The organism is Actinomycetospora sp. (genome assembly GCF_036497585.1).
Classification (GTDB): domain Bacteria; phylum Actinomycetota; class Actinomycetes; order Mycobacteriales; family Pseudonocardiaceae; genus Actinomycetospora.
Genome location: NZ_DASXJD010000247.1, coordinates 1 through 17961 on the forward strand (window position 1 = coordinate 1; position 17961 = coordinate 17961).

At 75.2% G+C, this 17961-nt stretch carries 23 protein-coding genes; 9 read left to right on the plus strand and 14 right to left on the minus strand.

What is annotated here, in order from left to right; translation table 11 throughout:
- Nucleotides 1-99 precede the first annotated feature (99 nt).
- From VGH76_RS25620 to VGH76_RS25630, 3 genes are read left to right on the plus strand one after another with little or no spacing between them, the layout of a single operon-like run.
- The gene (locus tag VGH76_RS25620; protein WP_331559594.1) at nucleotides 100-579 is read left to right on the plus strand and encodes a low molecular weight protein-tyrosine-phosphatase; all 480 of its coding nucleotides are present in this window, start codon (nucleotides 100-102) and stop codon (nucleotides 577-579) included.
- Nucleotides 576-1448 (plus strand): fructosamine kinase family protein, encoded by an 873-nt coding sequence (locus tag VGH76_RS25625; RefSeq protein WP_331559595.1) that lies wholly within the window; start codon nucleotides 576-578, stop codon nucleotides 1446-1448. The genes VGH76_RS25620 and VGH76_RS25625 overlap by 4 nt, the downstream gene beginning before the upstream one ends.
- A gap of 20 nt (nucleotides 1449-1468) precedes the next feature.
- Entirely contained in the window at nucleotides 1469-2362 is an 894-nt protein-coding gene (locus tag VGH76_RS25630; protein WP_331559596.1) for an SURF1 family protein, read from the plus strand.
- Nucleotides 2363-2388: 26 nt separating this feature from the next.
- On the opposite strand, the gene VGH76_RS25635 is transcribed toward VGH76_RS25630, so the two are convergent.
- Nucleotides 2389-3438: a cobalamin biosynthesis protein gene (locus tag VGH76_RS25635; RefSeq protein ID WP_331559597.1), complete on the minus strand. Its 1050-nt coding sequence runs from the start codon at nucleotides 3436-3438 to the stop codon at nucleotides 2389-2391.
- A gap of 25 nt (nucleotides 3439-3463) precedes the next feature.
- On the opposite strand from VGH76_RS25635, the gene tenA reads away from it, so the two are divergent.
- Nucleotides 3464-4120 carry a thiaminase II gene (gene tenA / locus VGH76_RS25640; RefSeq protein ID WP_331559598.1) on the plus strand — a complete coding sequence of 219 codons (657 nt, stop codon included), beginning with the start codon at nucleotides 3464-3466 and terminating at the stop codon, nucleotides 4118-4120.
- A gap of 66 nt (nucleotides 4121-4186) precedes the next feature.
- Here tenA and VGH76_RS25645 read toward each other — a convergent pair whose 3' ends face one another.
- Nucleotides 4187-4318 carry a hypothetical protein gene (locus VGH76_RS25645; RefSeq protein WP_331559599.1) on the minus strand — a complete coding sequence of 44 codons (132 nt, stop codon included), beginning with the start codon at nucleotides 4316-4318 and terminating at the stop codon, nucleotides 4187-4189.
- A gap of 376 nt (nucleotides 4319-4694) precedes the next feature.
- Between VGH76_RS25645 and VGH76_RS25650 the strand changes: the two genes are divergently transcribed.
- The gene (locus tag VGH76_RS25650; RefSeq protein ID WP_414637820.1) at nucleotides 4695-6053 is read left to right on the plus strand and encodes an MFS transporter; all 1359 of its coding nucleotides are present in this window, start codon (nucleotides 4695-4697) and stop codon (nucleotides 6051-6053) included.
- Nucleotides 6054-6167: 114 nt separating this feature from the next.
- Here the strand turns inward: VGH76_RS25650 and VGH76_RS25655 are convergent, their stop codons facing one another.
- The gene (locus VGH76_RS25655) at nucleotides 6168-6506 is read right to left on the minus strand and encodes a hypothetical protein (RefSeq protein ID WP_331559601.1); all 339 of its coding nucleotides are present in this window, start codon (nucleotides 6504-6506) and stop codon (nucleotides 6168-6170) included.
- Nucleotides 6507-6539: 33 nt separating this feature from the next.
- Nucleotides 6540-6908, minus strand: coding sequence for a hypothetical protein (locus VGH76_RS25660; RefSeq protein WP_331559602.1), 369 nt, complete (start codon nucleotides 6906-6908; stop codon nucleotides 6540-6542).
- 122 nt (nucleotides 6909-7030) lie between these two features.
- Here VGH76_RS25660 and VGH76_RS25665 point away from each other — a divergent pair, with 122 nt between their 5' ends.
- From VGH76_RS25665 to VGH76_RS25675, 3 genes are all read left to right on the plus strand, one after another.
- Nucleotides 7031-7273 (plus strand): hypothetical protein, encoded by a 243-nt coding sequence (locus VGH76_RS25665; RefSeq protein WP_331559603.1) that lies wholly within the window; start codon nucleotides 7031-7033, stop codon nucleotides 7271-7273.
- Nucleotides 7274-7316: 43 nt separating this feature from the next.
- Entirely contained in the window at nucleotides 7317-7877 is a 561-nt protein-coding gene (locus tag VGH76_RS25670; RefSeq protein WP_331559604.1) for an N-acetyltransferase family protein, read from the plus strand.
- Nucleotides 7878-8247: 370 nt separating this feature from the next.
- On the plus strand, nucleotides 8248-8913 hold the full coding sequence (locus VGH76_RS25675; RefSeq protein ID WP_331559605.1) for a recombinase family protein: 666 nt from the start codon (nucleotides 8248-8250) through the stop codon (nucleotides 8911-8913).
- 159 nt (nucleotides 8914-9072) lie between these two features.
- On the opposite strand, the gene VGH76_RS25680 is transcribed toward VGH76_RS25675, so the two are convergent.
- The 3 genes from VGH76_RS25680 to VGH76_RS25690 all read right to left on the minus strand — a co-directional run bounded on the left by VGH76_RS25680 (nucleotide 9073) and on the right by VGH76_RS25690 (nucleotide 11369).
- Complete coding sequence (locus VGH76_RS25680; protein WP_331559607.1) at nucleotides 9073-10005, minus strand: hypothetical protein; 933 nt, start codon at nucleotides 10003-10005, stop codon at nucleotides 9073-9075.
- 111 nt (nucleotides 10006-10116) lie between these two features.
- The gene (locus VGH76_RS25685) at nucleotides 10117-10611 is read right to left on the minus strand and encodes a GNAT family N-acetyltransferase (RefSeq protein ID WP_331559608.1); all 495 of its coding nucleotides are present in this window, start codon (nucleotides 10609-10611) and stop codon (nucleotides 10117-10119) included.
- Nucleotides 10608-11369, minus strand: a complete 762-nt coding sequence (locus VGH76_RS25690; protein ID WP_331559609.1) for a YebC/PmpR family DNA-binding transcriptional regulator — start codon at nucleotides 11367-11369, stop codon at nucleotides 10608-10610. Before VGH76_RS25690 ends, VGH76_RS25685 begins: the two co-directional genes overlap by 4 nt.
- A 283-nt stretch (nucleotides 11370-11652) precedes the next feature.
- Here VGH76_RS25690 and VGH76_RS25695 point away from each other — a divergent pair, with 283 nt between their 5' ends.
- The gene (locus VGH76_RS25695; protein ID WP_331559610.1) at nucleotides 11653-12153 is read left to right on the plus strand and encodes a PaaI family thioesterase; all 501 of its coding nucleotides are present in this window, start codon (nucleotides 11653-11655) and stop codon (nucleotides 12151-12153) included.
- Nucleotides 12154-12170: 17 nt separating this feature from the next.
- Here the strand turns inward: VGH76_RS25695 and VGH76_RS25700 are convergent, their stop codons facing one another.
- The 7 genes from VGH76_RS25700 to VGH76_RS25730 form a co-directional block, all read right to left on the minus strand.
- Nucleotides 12171-12683 carry a helix-turn-helix domain-containing protein gene (locus tag VGH76_RS25700; protein WP_331559611.1) on the minus strand — a complete coding sequence of 171 codons (513 nt, stop codon included), beginning with the start codon at nucleotides 12681-12683 and terminating at the stop codon, nucleotides 12171-12173.
- A 43-nt stretch (nucleotides 12684-12726) separates the two neighbouring features.
- On the minus strand, nucleotides 12727-13350 hold the full coding sequence (gene pdxT / locus VGH76_RS25705) for a pyridoxal 5'-phosphate synthase glutaminase subunit PdxT (protein ID WP_331559612.1): 624 nt from the start codon (nucleotides 13348-13350) through the stop codon (nucleotides 12727-12729).
- A gap of 34 nt (nucleotides 13351-13384) precedes the next feature.
- The gene (locus VGH76_RS25710; RefSeq protein ID WP_331559613.1) at nucleotides 13385-13822 is read right to left on the minus strand and encodes a DUF4190 domain-containing protein; all 438 of its coding nucleotides are present in this window, start codon (nucleotides 13820-13822) and stop codon (nucleotides 13385-13387) included.
- A gap of 44 nt (nucleotides 13823-13866) precedes the next feature.
- Complete coding sequence (locus tag VGH76_RS25715) at nucleotides 13867-14568, minus strand: hypothetical protein (protein WP_331559614.1); 702 nt, start codon at nucleotides 14566-14568, stop codon at nucleotides 13867-13869.
- 46 nt (nucleotides 14569-14614) lie between these two features.
- The gene (gene pdxS, locus VGH76_RS25720; RefSeq protein ID WP_331559615.1) at nucleotides 14615-15517 is read right to left on the minus strand and encodes a pyridoxal 5'-phosphate synthase lyase subunit PdxS; all 903 of its coding nucleotides are present in this window, start codon (nucleotides 15515-15517) and stop codon (nucleotides 14615-14617) included.
- Between the two features lie 116 nt (nucleotides 15518-15633).
- Nucleotides 15634-16680, minus strand: coding sequence for an NUDIX hydrolase (locus VGH76_RS25725; protein WP_331559616.1), 1047 nt, complete (start codon nucleotides 16678-16680; stop codon nucleotides 15634-15636).
- Nucleotides 16677-17939, minus strand: coding sequence for a glycosyltransferase family 4 protein (locus tag VGH76_RS25730; RefSeq protein ID WP_331559617.1), 1263 nt, complete (start codon nucleotides 17937-17939; stop codon nucleotides 16677-16679). The genes VGH76_RS25725 and VGH76_RS25730 overlap by 4 nt, the downstream gene beginning before the upstream one ends.
- Nucleotides 17940-17961: the final 22 nt, after the last annotated feature.

Genomic DNA, 17961 nt, shown 5'->3' on the forward strand with positions numbered 1-17961 from the left:
GGCGACCGCGCCCGCGACGGTGGGGGGAGCGACGGTGGGGTCCATGGTGGCCGCCATTGTGGTCCACCCCCGCCCCGGCGCGGACGGGCGGCCGGGACGATGGCGGACGTGTCGGACCTCCTGAACGTCGTGACCGTCTGCTCGGGCAACATCTGCCGCTCCCCCATGGCCGAGAAGATCCTGCGCGCCGCCCTCGCCGACGCCGGACTGGCCGACCGCGTCGTCGTCACCAGCGCCGGCGTCGGGTCCTGGCACGTCGGCGAGCCGATGGACCGCCGGGCCGCCGACACGCTCGCCGCCCGCGGGTTCGACACCGACCACGTCGCCCGCCAGATCGACCCGGGCACCGCCGAGGCCGACCTGGTGCTCGCCGCGACCGCCGACCACGCCCGTGACCTGCGCCGCGCCGGCGTCCCGCCCGAGCGGGTCCGGCTGCTCCGCTCGTTCGACCCCGACGCGCCCGACGGCGCCGAGGTCCCCGACCCCTACTACGGCGGGCCGGAGGGGTTCGACGAGGTCCTCGCGATGCTCGAGGCGGCGACACCGGGCATCGTCACGTGGGTGCGGGAGCGGGTGTGACCGCCGCCGCCGAGGCCGTCACCCGGCTCACCGGGCACGGGGTCGCCGGGACGCGGGGGCTCGGCGCGGTCACCGGCGTCACGCTCGACGACGGCCGCGAGGTCATTGCGAAGACCGGCGAGCCGACGGCGGTCGCCGCCGAGGCCGCGGGGCTGCGCTGGCTGGCGGTGCCCGGTGGACCCGGGGTGCCGGAGGTGCTGGGCGCCGACGAGGCGTGGCTGGTCAGTGAGGCGGTCCCGACGGGCTCGGCGACGCCGGAGGCGGCCCGGGAGTTCGGGCGGGCGTTGGCGACGCTGCACGCTGCCGGCGCCCCGGCCTTCGGCGCGCCGCCGCCCGACGGGCCCGCCGACGCGTGGATCGGCGACGCCCCGATGCGCAACGACCCGGCGCCCGCGGGCACCCGCTGGATCGACTGGTACGTCGAGGCCCGGGTCCTGCCCTACGTCCGGCTCGCGGTCGACCGCGGCGGGATGTCGGCCTCCCAGGCCTCGCGGATCGAGGAGTGCTGCACCCGATTGACCGGCGGCGACGCCGACGTCGGGCCCGACGAGCCACCGGCGCGGCTGCACGGCGACCTGTGGACCGGGAACGTGCTCTGGTCCCGGGAGCAGGCCTGGGTGATCGACCCGGCCGCCCACGGCGGGCACCGCGAGACCGACCTCGCGATGCTCGCGCTCTTCGGCTGCCCGCAGCTCGACACCGTGCTCGCGGCCTACGACGAGACCGCCCCGCTCCCGCCGGGTTGGCGGGGCCGGATCGGGCTGCACCAGCTCTTCCCGCTGCTCGTGCACGCGGCCCTCTTCGGCGGGGGCTACGCCCGTTCGGCGTGCGAGGCGGTGTCGTCGATCTGGCCCACGTCGGGCTCATGACCGGAGGCCATACTGGGTGGGTGCGCTTCCTGCTGCGGCCCGGGTGGATCGCCCTGACGCTGGGGGTCATCGCCTTCGCGTTCGGGTGCTACTACCTGCTCGCGCCGTGGCAGTTCCACCGCAGCGCGGAGCGCGACGGGAACAACGAGGCCCTCGTCCGCGCCGTCGCCACGGCCCCGGTCCCCCGCGCCTCGCTGGTCGCTCCCGGCACCGAGCCGGGCCCGGCCGCCCAGTGGCGCCAGGTGATCGTCACCGGGACCTACGAGCCCGCGGGCCAGGTCCTCGCCCGGCTGCGCACGGTCGACGGCGACGCCGCGAGCGAGATCCTCACCCCGCTGCGCACCACCGACGGCCAGACCCTGATCGTCGACCGCGGCTACGTCAGCCCGAACGGCGAGTCGCTCCCGCCCATCGCCCCGCCGCCGGCCGGGGTCGTGACCCTCGCCGGCTACCAGCGCCCCGACGAGTCGGCCACCGACCGCGCCCCCGTCACCGAGGCCGGCTACCGCCAGGTCTACGCCGTGGACGCCGCCCAGATCGGCCCGCTGGTCGGCCTGCCGCTGGCGCCGGGCTACGTCCAGCTCCTGCCCGCCCAGCCCGGTGTGCTCACCCCCGTGCCGCTCCCCCCGCCCGACCCCAACCCGTCCTACTCCTACGCCTGGCAGTGGCTGATCTTCGGCGTCATGGCGATCGGCGGCTGGGTGTACCTCGTGCGCCTGGAGTACAGCACCCGCCGGGCCGAGGCGGAGGGTTTCGACAGCGATCCAGGACAGCACGCCGATAGGGAGGCCGCGCCGGCTCCGGAGCCGACCCCGGCCCCGGACCGTGCCGGCCGTGACGCCCCCGCCGAGCCGCCGACGGCGTCCCGCACCCGCACGACCTCGGACGTCCTCGCCGACCGCTACGGCCGCTGACCACCCGCGGCAGCGGCCCGTGTCCCTCACCGCTCCCGGCGCAGTAGGCAGTTGATCATGGAGCCCGGCACGTTCCGCCCGTGCCGAATCACACGATCATCTGCTTGGTGCGCCCCACGCCCGCGACGCCGCCCCGCGCGCCCACCGCCCCCGAGCGCCCACGCCACCCCGCCCGCGAGCACGGCCGCGCCCACCGACACGGCGCGCGAGAGCGTCACCGCCCGCTGCAGGTCCGGGACACGGGGCGGCGGACCGGCACCGAGCGTGGGCCGTTCCTGGACGCCGTAGGCGTAGACGGTGCGCCCGCCGAGCCGCCGCCCGAGGGCGCCCGCGAATGCCGCCTCCACCGGCCCGGCGTTGGGGCTCGGGTGCCGGCGGGCGTCGTGCCGCCACGCGGCGAGCGCCGTCCCCGGGCGCCCCCCGACCACGGGTGCTGCCGCGGCCGTCAGCGCCGCCGCCACCCGGGCGGGGACGGCGTTCGCGACGTCGTCGGCCCGCGCGCTCGCCCACCCGAACCGGGCGTGCCGCGGGGAGAGGTGGCCGACCATCGCGTCGAGGGTGTTCACCGCCCGGTACCCGAGCAGGCCGGGCACGCCGGCGACCGCGCCCCAGACCAGGGGCGCGACCACGGCGTCGGAGGTGTTCTCGGCGACCGACTCGAGCGCGGCGCGGGCGAGTCCGTCGGCGTCGAGCGCGGACGGGTCGCGCCCGCAGAGCGAGGGCAGCCGTCGTCGGGCCGCGGCGAGGTCGTCGGCCGCCAGCTCCCCGGCCAGCGCGGACCCCTCCCCCGCGAGCGAGCGCCCCCCGAGGACGGCCCAGGTCGCGACGGCGGTCACCACACCCGCCGCGAGGGCCGACCGCCGCGCTGCCCGCTCGACCGCCGCCCCGCCGAGCACCGCACCGCCGACGAGCACCGCGGCGTACACGGCACCCCGGGGCCGCGAGTCCGCCCACCAGGTCCGCTCCAATCGCGCCGCAGCGGCCCCGAACACGGCGACCGGGTGGCCACGGCGCGGATCGCCCAGGAGCGCGTCGGCCACGACCCCGGCCAGCAGCCCCGTCGCCCGTCCCCGCACCGGCCGATCATGACAGGCTCGGGGGATGGCGTTCAGCGACGAGCTCTGGGACTCCGCGGCCGACGTCTACGACGCGATCCGTGCCCACCCGTTCCTCACCGGCCTGACCGACGGGACCTTGCCGCACGGGGCGTTCGGGCACTTCGTCGTGCAGGACAGCCACTACCTGCGCGGCTACGCGCGGGCGCTCGCACTGCTCGCCTCCCGGGCCCCGACGGAGGACGACACCACGCTGCTCGCCCAGCACGCGGCCGGCGCGATCGCCGCGGAGCAGGAGATGCACGCCGCGCTGGCCGACGCCCTGGCGGCCGAGACCGACGTCCACGCCCCCGTGGCGCCCACGACGCTCGCCTACACCAGCTACCTGCTCGCGACCTGCCACGGCGGCTCGTTCGCCGAGGGGATGGGCGCGGTGCTGCCGTGCTACTGGGTCTACGCGCGGGTCGGCGAGGCGCTGCTGGCGGAGTCCTCGCCGGATCCGCTCTACGCGCGGTGGATCGCCCTGTACGGCGGCGAGGAGTTCCAGGCGGTGGTCGACGCGGCGATCGGCCTCGTGGACCGGATCGCCGGGGAGCTGGCGCCGGCCGAGCGGGCCCGCGTCATCGGGCACTACCGCACGACGTCGCGCTACGAGTGGATGTTCTGGGACGCGGCCTGGCGCCGCGAGCGCTGGCCCGTCTGACCGGCCCCGGGACGACGACGGCGGGCCCACCCGCTGGGGTGGACCCGCCGTCGTGAGCTGTGGACCTCAGACCTCGACGAGCGTCGCCTCGGTCCGGGGGCGGTTGCGCCAGTTGCGCTGCGCGTACGCGGCGAGGCTGGACGCCACCCCGAATCCCGCTCCTGCAACGACGACCATGGCCACGAACACTGCTGCCATCTGGTGGCTCCTCCTCACCACGTGCACGCGACTGGTCCGGTGGGCGGGTCCTTCTGACCCGGTCGGAGCCCGACGCTTGCGAGTCGGCGGATGCTGTCTGCATCCACCTCTGGAGACGCGTCGATCTCGGGTGCTGTTCCAGTCGTCAGCCGGTGATTTCCGGTGTTCCATGTCACCCTCGGGAGCACGACGAGCACGCGGGGTACCGGACCACTACGGTTCCGGCACGCGATCGACAGCGAATCGGACGACGAGGTCGGAACTACTCGCGCGGTTCAACAGAGCCATGGGGGCGGGAGGCACAGACGTGACAGAGACGACGGACGTCGATTCGAACGGGGTACCGCCCAACATCACGGTGACCGACACGGCGACGATGCAGCGCGCGGTCGGTGCGGCCGCGGTCGGCAACATCACCGAATGGTTCGACTTCGGGGTGTACGCCTACCTCGCGACCACCATCGAGGCGAACTTCTTCCCACCGGACAACCCCACGCTCGCGCAGGTAGGCACGTTCGCCGGCTTCGCGGTGTCGTTCCTGGTCCGGCCGCTGGGCGGGTTGTTCTTCGGTCCGCTCGGTGACCGGATCGGGCGCACCCGGGTTCTGTCGATCACCGTCATCATGATGGCGATCGGGACCTTCCTGCTCGGGTTCATCCCGTCCTACTCCGCGATCGGCATCTGGGCGCCCATCCTCCTGGTGCTCTGCCGCGTGATCCAGGGCTTCTCCACCGGCGGCGAGTACGCCGGCGCCATGACGTTCATCGCGGAGTACTCCCCCGACCGACGGCGGGGCTTCTTCGGCAGCTTCCTCGAGTGCGGGACGTTCATCGGCTACGCGCTCGGCGCCACCGTCGCGACCGTCATCCCGCTCGTGTCCTCGCCGGAGTTCGCGTCCACCTGGGCCTGGCGCATCCCGTTCTTCATCGCGCTGCCGCTCGGCATCGTCGGGGTGTACCTGCGGACCCGTCTCGAGGAGACGCCCGCCTTCCAGACCCTGCTCTCGGAGTCCGAGGAGCGCGAGGGCACCCAGGCGGGGGCGGGCATCAAGATGCTCTTCGCGAGGTACTGGCCGGCGATGCTGACCGCCGGCGGGATCGTCGTCGCCTGGAACATCACGAACTACATGCTGACCAGCTACATGCCCACGTTCCTCGAGAAGAACGTCACCGACGCCGGTGGCAAGGCGATCGACACCACCACCTCGGAGATTCTCCAGATCGTCATCCTCTGGGTGGCGGTCTTCGTGATCCCGCTGCTCGGCAACCTGTCCGACAAGGTGGGGCGGAAGCCGCTCATGCTGACCGGCGCGATCGGGCTGGTCGTCCTCGCCTTCCCGATGATCTACATCCTCACGCTGGGGTCGGTGCCGCTGGTGGCCGTCGGGCTGGGGGTCATGGCGATCCTGCTGATCCTGTTCTCCTCGACCTCACCGTCGACCCTCCCGGCGCTGTTCCCCACCGAGATCCGGTACGGGGGTCTGTCGATCTCGTTCAACATCTTCGTGTCGGCCTTCGCCGGGACGACGTCGCTGATCATGTCCGCCCTGGTGCCGACCACGGGGTGGGCGTACTGGCCGGCCCTCTACCTGATCTTCGGCGGGGTGGTCGGCCTCGCCGCGCTCGTCAAGCTCCGGGAGCCGGCCGGCCGGCCGCTGCCCGGGTCCAACGCGGCGGTCTCGACCCCCGAGGAGGCGCGGGAGCTCGAGCGGTCCGGCGCCGCGACCCGGGGCTGATCGGCCGGCGCTGACCCGCTCGCGCTGATCCGCCCGCACTGATCCGCCCGCACTGCCCGACGCCCGTCCCGCCCTCGCGGCGGGGCGGGCGTCCGTGCGTCCGGGCCCGGGCCGTCAGGCGGGGCGGCGCAGGACGAAGCGGCTCTCCACGACGGTCGTATAGGTCCCCGTGGAGTGCACGTAGCCGGTCGGGTAGAGCGCGTGGTGCGGACCGCCGAACTCCACGAGCTCCCAGCCGTCGCGGCCGAGCCGGTTGAGGTGCTCGGCGAACAGCCGGGTCCAGGGCACGCTGTAGGGCCGGTACTCCTCGAAGAGCAGCTCGTCCTTGGGGCCGATCGCGTACGCCTGCCACTCCGCGGTCTCGTGGCTGCTCGAGGTGGGATCGAGCCCGTCACCGGCCAGCTGCACCGCCGAGATCTCCAGGGTCGCGTACTCCCACGCGGTCACGCGCACGGGCCCGTCACGGGGCGGCGCGCGCCGGCGGGATCAGGACGCACGGCGGTGCCGGCGGGTCTGCAGGGCGGGGGCGGGACGTACCGGGGTGGCACGGGAGTCGTGCAACGGCCGGACGACGGCCGCGGGGACACGACCGGGGACGCGGCGGCGGACGGTCGCCCGGCCGACCGGGATCCCTGCCCGCGGCCGCTCCACCCGCCGGCCGGCGAGGGTCTGCGCGCTGCGCCCGGACTCCTCGGCGGACGACGGGTCGCCGAGCAGCAGGCCGACACCCTTGACCAGGAGCCCGAGCACGGCCAGCGCGATGCCGGGCAGCAGGCCGCCGTCCAGCCCCAGGGCGATCCCGACGCCGCCCGCGATCATCGCGAAGCCGACGAGGACGAGCAGGGCAGAACGCACCTCACCACGCTAGGTGCCGACCGCCGTCGCCGCGTTGGTCTGTTCGGGTCGTCCTGGCCGCCGTGACGGCTGCGGAGCGCGGCCGTAGTCTGCACCGCAACGATCACTCGGGAAGGGGTGCCGTGAGGGAGTTCGTCGTCCGGTACGTGAACGGCCCGCTGCAGGGCGAGGGGTCCATCTCGGTCCCCGACACCGCGGCCGCGGAGCCGCCGCTGGTGCAGCGAATCCCGCTCCCCGCGCCCGAGAAGGGCGTGCAGCAGACCATGTCGCGGATGGTGGGGGGCCAGAGCCACGCCGTCTACGAGCGGACGTCCTACAACGACGCCTCCGGGGCGTGGGAGTTCCAGCTCGTCCGCATCGAGTAGCGGGCGTGGCGGGGGCGCCGGGCCCCGGAGGAGGATGCCGACCATGAGCGACCCCGGGATCACGGTGCGCCCGGCCGAGGACGACGACGCCGAGCGGATCGCCGACGTCTTCGCCGGCTACGTGCTGGCCTCCATCGCCACGTTCGTCGAGGACCCGCCGTCCGCGTCGGCCTGGGGCGAGCGCCTGGCCGACGCCCGCGAGCACAAGCTCCCCTTCCTCGTCGCCGACCTCCCCGACGGTCACGCCAGCGCACCGCCCGGGGGCCTGCGCGTCGCCGGGTTCGCGGCCTGCACCCGCTTCCGCCCGCACGCGGCCTACCGCTACACCGTCGAGGACTCGGTGTACATCGCCCCCGAGGCCACCGGTCGCGGTCTGGGCGGCCGGCTGCTCGCCGCGCTCGTGGAAGACCTCTCCCACACCGAGATCAGGCAGGTCGTCGCCGTGATCGCGACGCTGCCGGGCGCCCGCCACGACACCCCGTCGATCGTGCTGCACCGGCGCCTGGGATTCGAGGTCGTCGGGCGGATGCCCGATGTTGGATACAAGCAGGGGCAGTGGGTGGACACCGTACTCATGCAGAAGGCCCTCCATCCACGTTCCTGACCATTCCCGGGCTCCCGGCGAATTGTTTGTCCGGGGACGGCCACACGCAGACCGGATGGCGACGGGACGGCGGCGGGATGAGGTCTCGCCGGGCGCCCGGCCGGACCGCCGGACCCGTCGAGACCGCTGACCTGCACGAACGGCCGCCCACGTCCGGGTGACCGCGCGTGTGGGCTCGCACCGCCATCTGCAATGATCGTTGTGCTCATCAACCGGTATTCGCCGTCCGATCACTGGACGGAAATCGGCACGCCCGATCTTGGGGTCAGAGCGGCCGGAAGCGCGACGAGAATGGCGACGAAAACCGGAAGGCAGATTTCCGGTGGGGGGGAATCGCATCCCCGTCGGCATTCTCCTACTATTCCCGACCATGACCCGTGCGCAGGATCACGCTCTCCTCGCCGCGCAGCCCGAGGCCCCGTCCGGCTCCGCCATCGGGTACGGGCGCGGTTCGGTGAACTCTCCCGACGTCGGGAGTCCCGATCAGCAGCGCGACGCCCTGTTCGCCGCCGGCTGCGAGCGGGTCTACCTCGACCGCTCCGCCAGCCGGGGCACCACCGCCCGCCCGGAGCTCGACGCGTGCCTCGCCTCGCTGGAGCCGGGCGACACCCTCGTCGTCGTGCGCCTCGACCGGCTGAGCCGGTCGCTGCCGCAGCTCGTGACGCTGGTGAACGACCTGCGGGCCCGAGGGGTCGGGATCCGCGCCCTGCACGAGGGCCTGGACACCACGACGCCGGGCGGCACGCTGGTGTTCGACGTCTTCGAGGCGCTCGGCGACTTCCTGCGCGAGCTACTGGTGGAGGGGACGCGGGACGGCCTGGCCGCCGCCCGCGCCCGCGGACAGCGGCTCGGGCGACCGCCCGCCCTGACCCCCGAGCAGGTCCACCAGGCGCGCACGATGCTGGCGCGCCCGGAGAACTCGGTCGCCTCGATCGCCCGCATGCTCGGCGTCAGCCGCTCCACGCTCTACAAGCACGTGCCCGAGCTCGGCGGGCGCCACCCGATGGCCCCCGCCTCCGAGGTGCGCGAGGCCTGAGGGCGGGCAGCGGGAGGGACGTCGCTGGTCAGCGGCTCGAGGCTCCGGGACGGTGCCGCGAGTCCGGGTCCCCGCGACCCGGTTCTGCCCGGGGATCCGCGCCCGTCGGTGACGTGGCGTGTCCACCGGCACCCGGCGCACCGACGTGGAGCGTGCCGATCAGGTGCGCGTGCGGGTCCCGGCGACGCGACGGCCCGTGGGGCGGACCGAGACGGTCCGACGGCGGGCGCGGGACGCTGCCGAGGCCGACGAGCGCGACGCGGCCGACCGGGACGCGGCGTCGTCCTCGGGGACGGCGTCGTCGGAGGTCGGTGACTCCGCCGGTGCCGGCGGTGCGAGGGCCGGAAGTGCCGGGGCCGGGGGCGCCGCGGGGGCCGGCGGTGCGAGGGCCGGGGGCGCCGCGGGCCGGGAGAGGACGTCCGTATCGGCCGCCTCGGGCTCGGACCCGAGGACGGGCGACGGCGATGCCGCGCCGCGCCCCGGCTCGGCGTCGCGCGTCGGCCGGGCCGCGGGGATCAGGCCGCCGACGACGGGGGCCTCCGGCTCCGACGGCCGCGGACGCGGCCGTGCCGCCGCCGCGGGGTGCGGCGCCGACCGCTGCGCCGGCCCGCCCGGCAGAGCCGACCGCTTCGCCACCCCGGGTTCCGGGATCGAGCGCTGCGCCACCCCCGGCTGCGGGGCCGGGCGTTCCCCTGGCTGCGGAGCAGATCGCCGGGCGGGCTGCGGGGTGGAGCGCGGTGCCGGGGCCGGCCGGGCCGCCGACCGATCCCCCACCGCCGCGCCGCGGTGGTCGGCGGACGACCGCCGGGCGTCGGGGTCGGCGGCGTTCGGGGACGGTGGCACGGCCCGCCACCAGCTGTGGCTGCGGCGGGCGGACCAGGTGTTCGCCCCGGCGACCAGCATGACCATCGCCGCCACGAGGGCCGACACCTCGTCGCCCGCCACGAGCAGGGCGATGAGGGCCAGACCGGCCGCGACGGCGACCAGGGCGGCGGCCACCATCGTCGAGGCGGCTGCCCGCGAGGACTCGTGCGCGGCGTACCGGGGCAACGAGTCCCCAGCGTCGGGACTCGGCCGCGTCGTTGTCGTCATCCTCGCTCCCGCCTCGCGGAGCGCCCGCGCGGCGCCACCTACCGAGCGCAACGGGCGGGAGGCGTGCCGGTGACGGTCCGGGACACGGAGGCGCACCGGACGCTGCCCCGATCAGGGGGCGATGCGCTCCATCCGGACCACCGCCACCCCCCCGGCGTCCACCTCGCGGCCCCGCTCGGCGTACCCGCGCCTCCGGTAGAGCGCGAGGTTCTCCGCGCTGTCCACCCCGGTGACGAGCCACGAGGCGGTCCCGCCGGGGAGCACCGCGTGCGCGGCATCGATGAGCGCGGTCCCGATGCCGCGGCCCTGCACGTCGGGGGCGACCGAGTAGCGCACGAACGCCACCGGACCGTCACCCCCGACCCCGCGCAGCCGCACCGACCCGACCAGCCGGGGGCCCAGCCAGGCGGCGAACCCGACGACGTCGAGCCGTCGCAGGTCGGCGGCCAGCTCGTCGGGTGTCTCGACCAGGGGCGGGATCTCGGTGGTGCCGTAACGGCGGCCCTCGGAGAGGTAGGCCGCGTACTGGACGGTCAGGGCCTCGCCGGCGTGCTCGGGACCCAGGGTGTCGACGACGAGGGCCCCGATCACCGGCGCCGGACTCACCCGACCTCGGCCATGACCTCGTCGGAGGCGTCGAAGTTCGAGTAGACGTTCTGCACGTCGTCGGAGTCCTCGAGCGCGTCGATGATCCGCAGGACCTTGCGGGCCCCGTCGGCGTCGACCTCGACGTTCATCGACGGGACGAACGCCGCCTCCGCGGAGTCGTAGTCGATCCCGGCATCCTGCAGCGCGGTCCGAACGGCCACGAGGTCGCCGGCCTCGCAGACGACCTCGAAGTTCTCGTCGTAGTCGTTGACCTCCTCGGCGCCCGCCTCGAGCACCGCGAGCAGCAGGTCGTCCTCGCCGATCTCGCCCGACGCCTGCTCTTTGGGCACCAGAATGACGCCCTTGCGGTTGAACAGGTACGCGACCGAGCCCGGGTCGGCCATGGCCCCGCCGTTGCGGTTCATGGCGGTGCGGACCTCGCCCGCGGCCCGGTTCTTGTTGTCGGTGAGGCACTCGATGAGCACCGCGACGCCGCCGGGCGCGTAGCCCTCGTAGGTGATGGCCTGGTACTCGGCCCCGCCGGCCTCGGCCCCCGAGCCGCGCTTGACGGCGCGGTCGATGTTGTCGTTGGGCACCGACGTCTTCTTGGCCTTCTGGATGGCGTCGTAGAGCGTCGGGTTGGCCGCCGGGTCCCCGCCGCCGGTCCGCGCCGCGACCTCGATGTTCTTGATCAGCTTCGCGAACATCTTGCCGCGCTTGGCGTCGATGGCGGCTTTCTTGTGCTTCGTGGTCGCCCACTTGGAGTGGCCGCTCATGGCTGTCCCGCCCTTCGTCTCGCGCGTGCCGTGCGGCGCCGGCGCATACCGCGCGCCGACGCCGAGGGTTCGGTGCGACGGGCGACCCGACGACGGCACGGGTCGCGACCCGACGCCGGCTCGCCCGGCGTCGTCGCGCTCTCCTGCCTCGACCGCCCAGTCTACCGAGGACGACGACGGCGGTGGGACGGCGCACCACGGCGGGTGTGACGGGGCCGCCGTTGCCCACACCGACGGAAGGTCCTAGCGTCTGGGTTCTTCATCGCAACCCAGGAGGTCCCGCGTGAGCAGCGAGGTCGTCGTCCGCGAACGGTCCTACCGCTGGGAGGACCCGCGAGCGCTCGCCGAGCAGGCGCCGCGGCGCAGTGGCCTCGCCTTCCTCGAGGCGATCCGGGACGGCGAGCTGCCGCCGCCCCCGATCATGGCGACGATCGGGGCGGGGGTGGAGTCGGTCGAGCAGGGCCGGGTCGTGTTCGTGCTCGAGCCGGCCGAGTACCACTACAACCCCATCGGCTCGGTGCACGGCGGCGTCTTCGCGACGCTGCTCGACTCCTCCTGCGGGTGCGCGGTCCAGTCGACGCTGCCCGCGGGCGTGGGCTACACGAGCATCGACCTCGCCGTGCGCTTCCTGCGCCCGATGACCGCCGACACCGGGCTCGTGCGCTGCGAGGGGATCGTCGTCTCCGCCGGGCGGCGCACCGCGCTGGCACGGGGGTCGATCACCGACGCCGCGGGCCGGCTGCTCGGCGAGGCGACGTCGAGCTGCCTGATCATGCGGCCCTGAGCCTGCGACCCCGAGCCTCAGCCGGACCCGCCCGCCGTCGCGTCCACCCGGCGTCGGGACCCCGGCCCGGGCACCGTCCGCACCCGGTCGCGCGGGCCGAGCACGTGCCCGTCGGCGCAGACCTCCTGCACGGTGACCGGCGCCCCGCAGTCGTGCTCGACGGCGGCGGGCGGCCCGTCGGGGCCGGCGTGGTGCCGGTCGCCGAACGCCATGAGCGCGAGCAGGACGGGCCGCAGGTCACGGGCCGCCGTCGTCGGGCGGTACTCGCGGCGTGCCCGCCGCCCGGGCTCGCGGTACTCCCGGGTCTCGACGAGCCCGGCGTCGACCAGGGTGGTCAGCCGGCGGGTGAGGACGTTGCGCGCGATGCCGAGGTGGTCGACGAGCTCGTCGAAGCGGCGGATCCCGTTGAGGAGGTCGCGCAGCACGAGGACCGTCCACGGCTCGCCGATCACGGCCATGGTGCGGGCGATCGAGCAGGCGGTGGAGTCGAGCTCCCGCCACGCCGGGCCCGCGCCGCTCGTCTCGCTCATCTCGCCCACGGTACTGGGTGGCGGCGAGCGACCCAGGTGTCGCTCAGGCCGCGTACTCCCGCACGCGGCGCAGAAAGAGGTCGTGCAGGCGGGCGTCGCCGGTCTGCTCGGGGTGGAAGGCCGTGGCCATCACCGGGCCCTGCCGCACCGCGACGACCTTCCCCGACGACGGCCCCCCGACGCTGGACGGGATGCGGGCGAGCACCTCGACCCCGTGCCCGACCGACTCGACCCACGGCGCCCGGATGAACACCGCGCGGACCGGGCCGCCGCCGACCCCGGTCATCGACAGGTCGGTCTCGAACGACTGCACCTGCCGGCCGAACGCGTTGCGCCGCACCACGATGTCGAGAGCACCGAGCTGGTGCTGGTCGGGGCGCGCGTCGATGGCCTCCCGGGCGAGCAGGATCATCCCGGCACACGAGCCGAACGCGGGCATCCCGGCGGACAACCGTTCGCGCAGCGGCTCGAGCAGGTCGAACGCCACGAGGAGCGTCGAGAGCGTCGTGGACTCGCCGCCGGGCAGCACGAGACCGGCGACGTCGGCCAGCTCGGCCGCCCGGCGCACCGGCCGGGGCTCGGCCCCGCAGGCACGCAGGGCGTCGAGGTGCTCGGCGACGTTGCCCTGCAGGGCGAGGACTCCCACCGGGGGCCCGGCGGTGGTCATGGCTGCTCCGTCCTCCCGGGCCTCCCGGCGTCCCTCAGTTGTTGGTGCTGCCGGGGAAGCGGGCGTGGTACTCGTCGAGGTGCTGGGTGGCGCACATCCGCTGCTCCTGCTGGCCCTTGGCCTGCGCCATGCACTGGTCGAGGGTCAGCCCCTCCCCGAAGGTACCGATCCCGAGCTGGGCGGGGACGACGATCGCGAGCCCCCACGCCAGGCCGATCAGCCCGAGGACCAGCCCGGCCAGGGCGGCGCCGCCGGAGCGGTCCGGGTCGTGGAACGCCTTGCGGGTGCCGACGAACCCGATCACGACCGCCGCCAGGCCCACGATCATCCCGACCCAGCCGAACAGCCAGGCGGTCCCCGCCGCGATGATCCCCAGCACCAGGGCCGGCGTGCCCCAACCCTCGAGTCCCTTGCCCTTCGTCAGGCCGCCGGCTGCGTGGTCGGCGGGACCGGCGGGGCGGGGCGTCGTCATGCGCCCAGATGGTGCCACGGCCGCCGTCAGGGCCCGCCCCGTGGTCAGGTCGAGGCGTTGGGGAAGCGCTGGTTGAACTCGGCGACGTGCTGCGACTTGCACATGTGCATCTCGAACGAGCTCCTCGCCTGCTGGAGGCATTGGTCGAGGGTCAGGCCGTCGCCGAAGTTGCCGGTGCCGAAGAGCGTCGGCCAGACGACGACCACGCCGACGACGAGCCCGACGGCCCCGAGCGCGAGCCCGCCAAGGGACCGCGCCCCGTCGGTCGCGAGGCCCCGCCACGCCCGCCGCGCGCCCAGGTAGCCGGCGGCGGCGCCGAAGAGTCCGAGGACCACGCCGGCCCAGCCGGTCCAGCACGTTCCCGCGGCGAGCAGGCCCAGCACGAGTGCGGGGGTGCCCATGCCGTAGCGCCGCTCGGGGCTCCCGGCGGTGTCGTCGTCCTCGTCGGGGGCGTCGCGCGGGCTCCGCTCCGGGGGCGGGTCGGTCCGTGGCGTCCCGGGGGCGGGCGCTCCCGACGCCGCCGCGACCGCGGCCGCCGCGGCGTGCCCGGTGCGGCCCCGCGGCGCGGGCGCGGGTCCGAGCGGCCCGGGGGGCCGGCTGACGGCCGGTCCCGGCGCGGCAGGACCGACCCGGGGCAGGACCTCGGTCTCGGCATCGACCGGGGCCGGCCCGGCCGGCGGGTGCGCAGGCCCCGGGTGGGGCACCGCGCGCACGCGGCGTGCGCCCTCGCTCGTCTCCCCGGTCATCGTCCGCGATCCTCCCACCGTGGTCGTCGTGCCGGTCCCTGGGGCGTCACCAGCCGCGGCTCGCCAGCTTCTCGGACTCGGGCATGTCGGAGGTGGTGCGACCGACCATGGCCTCACCCAGGCCCGCCGAGACCTTGGCGATGACGTCCGGATCGTCGTGGAAGGTCGTGGCCTTGACGATGGCCTCGGCCCGCCGCGCCGGGTCGCCCGACTTGAAGATGCCGGAGCCCACGAAAACGCCCTCGGCGCCGAGCTGCATCATCATCGCCGCGTCCGCCGGGGTGGCGATCCCGCCCGCGGTGAACAGCACGACCGGGAGCCGGCCGGTGTCGGCGATCTCCTGGACGATCGGCAGCGGCGCCTGGAGGTCCTTCGCCGCGCCGTAGAGCTCCTGGGTGTCCATGCGCGAGAGTCGGCGGATGTCGGCGCGGATGGCCCGCATGTGCCGGGTGGCCTCGACGACGTTGCCGGTGCCGGCCTCGCCCTTCGAGCGGATCATCGCGGCACCCTCGCCGATGCGGCGCAGCGCCTCGCCGAGGTTGGTCGCCCCGCAGACGAAGGGCACGGTGAACGCCCACTTGTCGATGTGGTGCGCCTCGTCGGCCGGGGTGAGGACCTCGGACTCGTCGACGTAGTCCACGCCCAGCGACTGCAGGACCTGGGCCTCGACGAAGTGGCCGATGCGGGCCTTGGCCATGACCGGGATCGACACCGCGTCGACGATCCCGGTGATCATGTCCGGGTCCGACATGCGGGCGACGCCGCCGTCGGCGCGGATGTCGGCGGGGACGCGCTCGAGGGCCATCACCGCCACGGCTCCGGCGTCCTCGGCGATCCGCGCCTGCTCCGGCGTGACCACGTCCATGATCACGCCACCCTTGAGCATGTCGGCGAGACCGCGCTTGACCCCCCGGGCTTCGGCGGCGGGGGTGGGGTCGGGGCGGGTCACAGCAGGTCCTCCATCAGACGGCGGTGGAACGCCCCCGATGCTAGACGCGGCCCCCGACATCGTCAGGCGGCCGGGACGCAGCCCACGTCCCGCTGCCGGCGCCGGGGGGCCGGGCGCTACTGGATCGGGACCGGCGGATCGACCGGCGCCAGCGACCCCGGGTCCCCCAGCAGCTCGGCGAGTTGGCGCGGGTAGACGACGTCGACGGTGGCCGCCAGCTCGGTCCGGGTCCACCAGCGGTGGCGGCGCACCGTGCGGCGCTCCTGCTCGGTGAAGCCCGAGACGTCGACGTCCGGGGCCGGGTCGACGTGGAGCAGGAAGAACACCTCGCGGGCGGCGTAGGTCAGGCCGTCGTGGTCGAAGAGGACGTCGCGCACCCACACCGGGCCGGCCAGCTCCCCGACCCCGGGCTTGCCCGCCGCCATCCCCGTCTCCTCGGTCAGCTCGCGCCACGCCGCCTCGGCCGGGTCCTCGTCCGGCTCCACCCCGCCGCCCGGGGTGAACCAGAATGCCTCGGAGGGGCGAGCCGGGTCCACGCCCTCGAAGAGCAGCACCCGTTCCTCGGCGTCGAGCACCACCACGCGCGCGGCGTCCCGGGCCACGGCGACGTCGGACCTCCCCGCGTCGGCCGGCCGCTCCCCCACCTCGGCGATCTCGAAGTAGCGCGGCCAGGGGGCGGTCCCGGCGAGGTGCAGCACGCGCACCATCCGGCGGCCCCGCAGGGCCCGGGTGTCGCGGACGGCGTCGTTGTGGATCCGCCGCGCCACCACCACCCGGGCGTCCGCGTCGGCGAGCTCGGCGGACAGGTCCGGGGGCAGCAGGGCCGTGTCGAGCCGGGTGCGCTGGTCCACCAGGTCGTTCTCGGCGGCCTCCCGGCCCTCGTCGCCGCCGGCGGCCTCCGCGGCACGGGCGGTGTCGCGCAGGACCCGGCGGTCGGTCGGCGAGAGCAGCGAGGGCGGCGCGCTCGCCACCACCGCCCGCACCACCGCCGCCCGCCGGTCGAGCGCCGCGACCAGCCCGTGGTGCGCCGCGTCGACCCGGACGTGGAGGCGGTCGAGACGGCGTGCCCGGGCGATCATCACCGTGGCGAGCCAGAGCAGGACCAGCACGGCGAGGACGACAACGAGGACCACGAGCCAGCCGCCCGGGCCGAACAGGTTCACGACGACGACGGTAGGCGTCCCGGTCGCTCGTCCGCCGCGCCCGGACCCCGCCGCGCGCCGACACGTCCGCGCCCGGAGCCGAGGTGTCCGTCGGCCGCCGCCACCTCGACCTCGTCCTCGGCGCGCGCCACGACCTGCCGGGGATCCGCGGCCACCGCGACCTCGTAGACCCGCAGGACGGACGCGGCGACGGTCGACCAGTCGAACGCGGCGACGCGGGACCGCCCGGCGCGCGCGAGGGCCGCTCGCCGTGCGGGGTCCGCGAGCAGGGCCGCCAGCCCCGCCGACCAGGCCCCGGCGTCGTCGGGCGGGAGCAGGACGCCCGCGACGTCGCCGGAGTCGGGATCGGACAGGACCCGCCGGAACGCCTCGAGGTCGCTCGCGACCACCGGCGTCCCCGCCGCCATCCCCTCAGCGAGGACGATGCCGAAGCTCTCCCCGCCGGTGTTCGGGGCGGCCAGGACGTCCATCGCGCCGAGGGCCCGGGCCTTCGTGGTGTCGTCGACGGCCCCGAGGACGTCGACCCGGTCCGCCAGCGGGGCGGGCAGGCGCTGCCGCAGTTCGGCGACGTCCCCGCGCCCGACCACGAGCAGGCGGACGTCGTGCCGGGCCGCCAGCGGCGCCAGCGCCTCGAGGAGGGTGGCCATGCCCTTGCGGGGCTCGTCGAACCGGCCGAGGAACCCGACGGTCGTGCTGCCGGGGGGCCGCAGGAGGGGGTCGGCCGCAGCCGCGGCGATCGCCTCCACGTCGACGCCGTTGGGGATCTCGACGGCGTCCCCGCCGAGGTGCTCGACGTAGACCTGCCGGGCGAGCGGGGAGACCGCGATCCGGGCGGTGACCCGTTCCAGCAGCGGCCGCAGCACCGGCTGGAAGGCGAGCATGGTGCGCGACCGCGGCGTCGAGGTGTGGAAGGTGGCGACGACGGGCCCGTCGGCGACGGCGAGCGCGAGCATCGACAGGCTGGGCGCGGTGGGCTCGTGGAGGTGGAGCACGTCGAACGCGCCCGCCCGCAGCCAGCGGCGCACCCGGTGCATCGAGACCGGGCCGAAGGTCAGCCGCGCGACCGACCCGTTGTACGGCACCCCGACCGCGCGTCCGGCCCGGGCGACGAAGTCCGGGACCGGCGTAGCCGCGCTCGCCGGCGCGAGCACGTCGACGTGGTGCCCGAGGCGCTCGAGCGCGCGGGCGAGGTCCAGGACGTGCGCCTGGACCCCGCCCGCGACGTCGAGCGAGTACGGGCAGACGATGCCGACGCGCATGGGCGACAGAGTCGCACGTGAA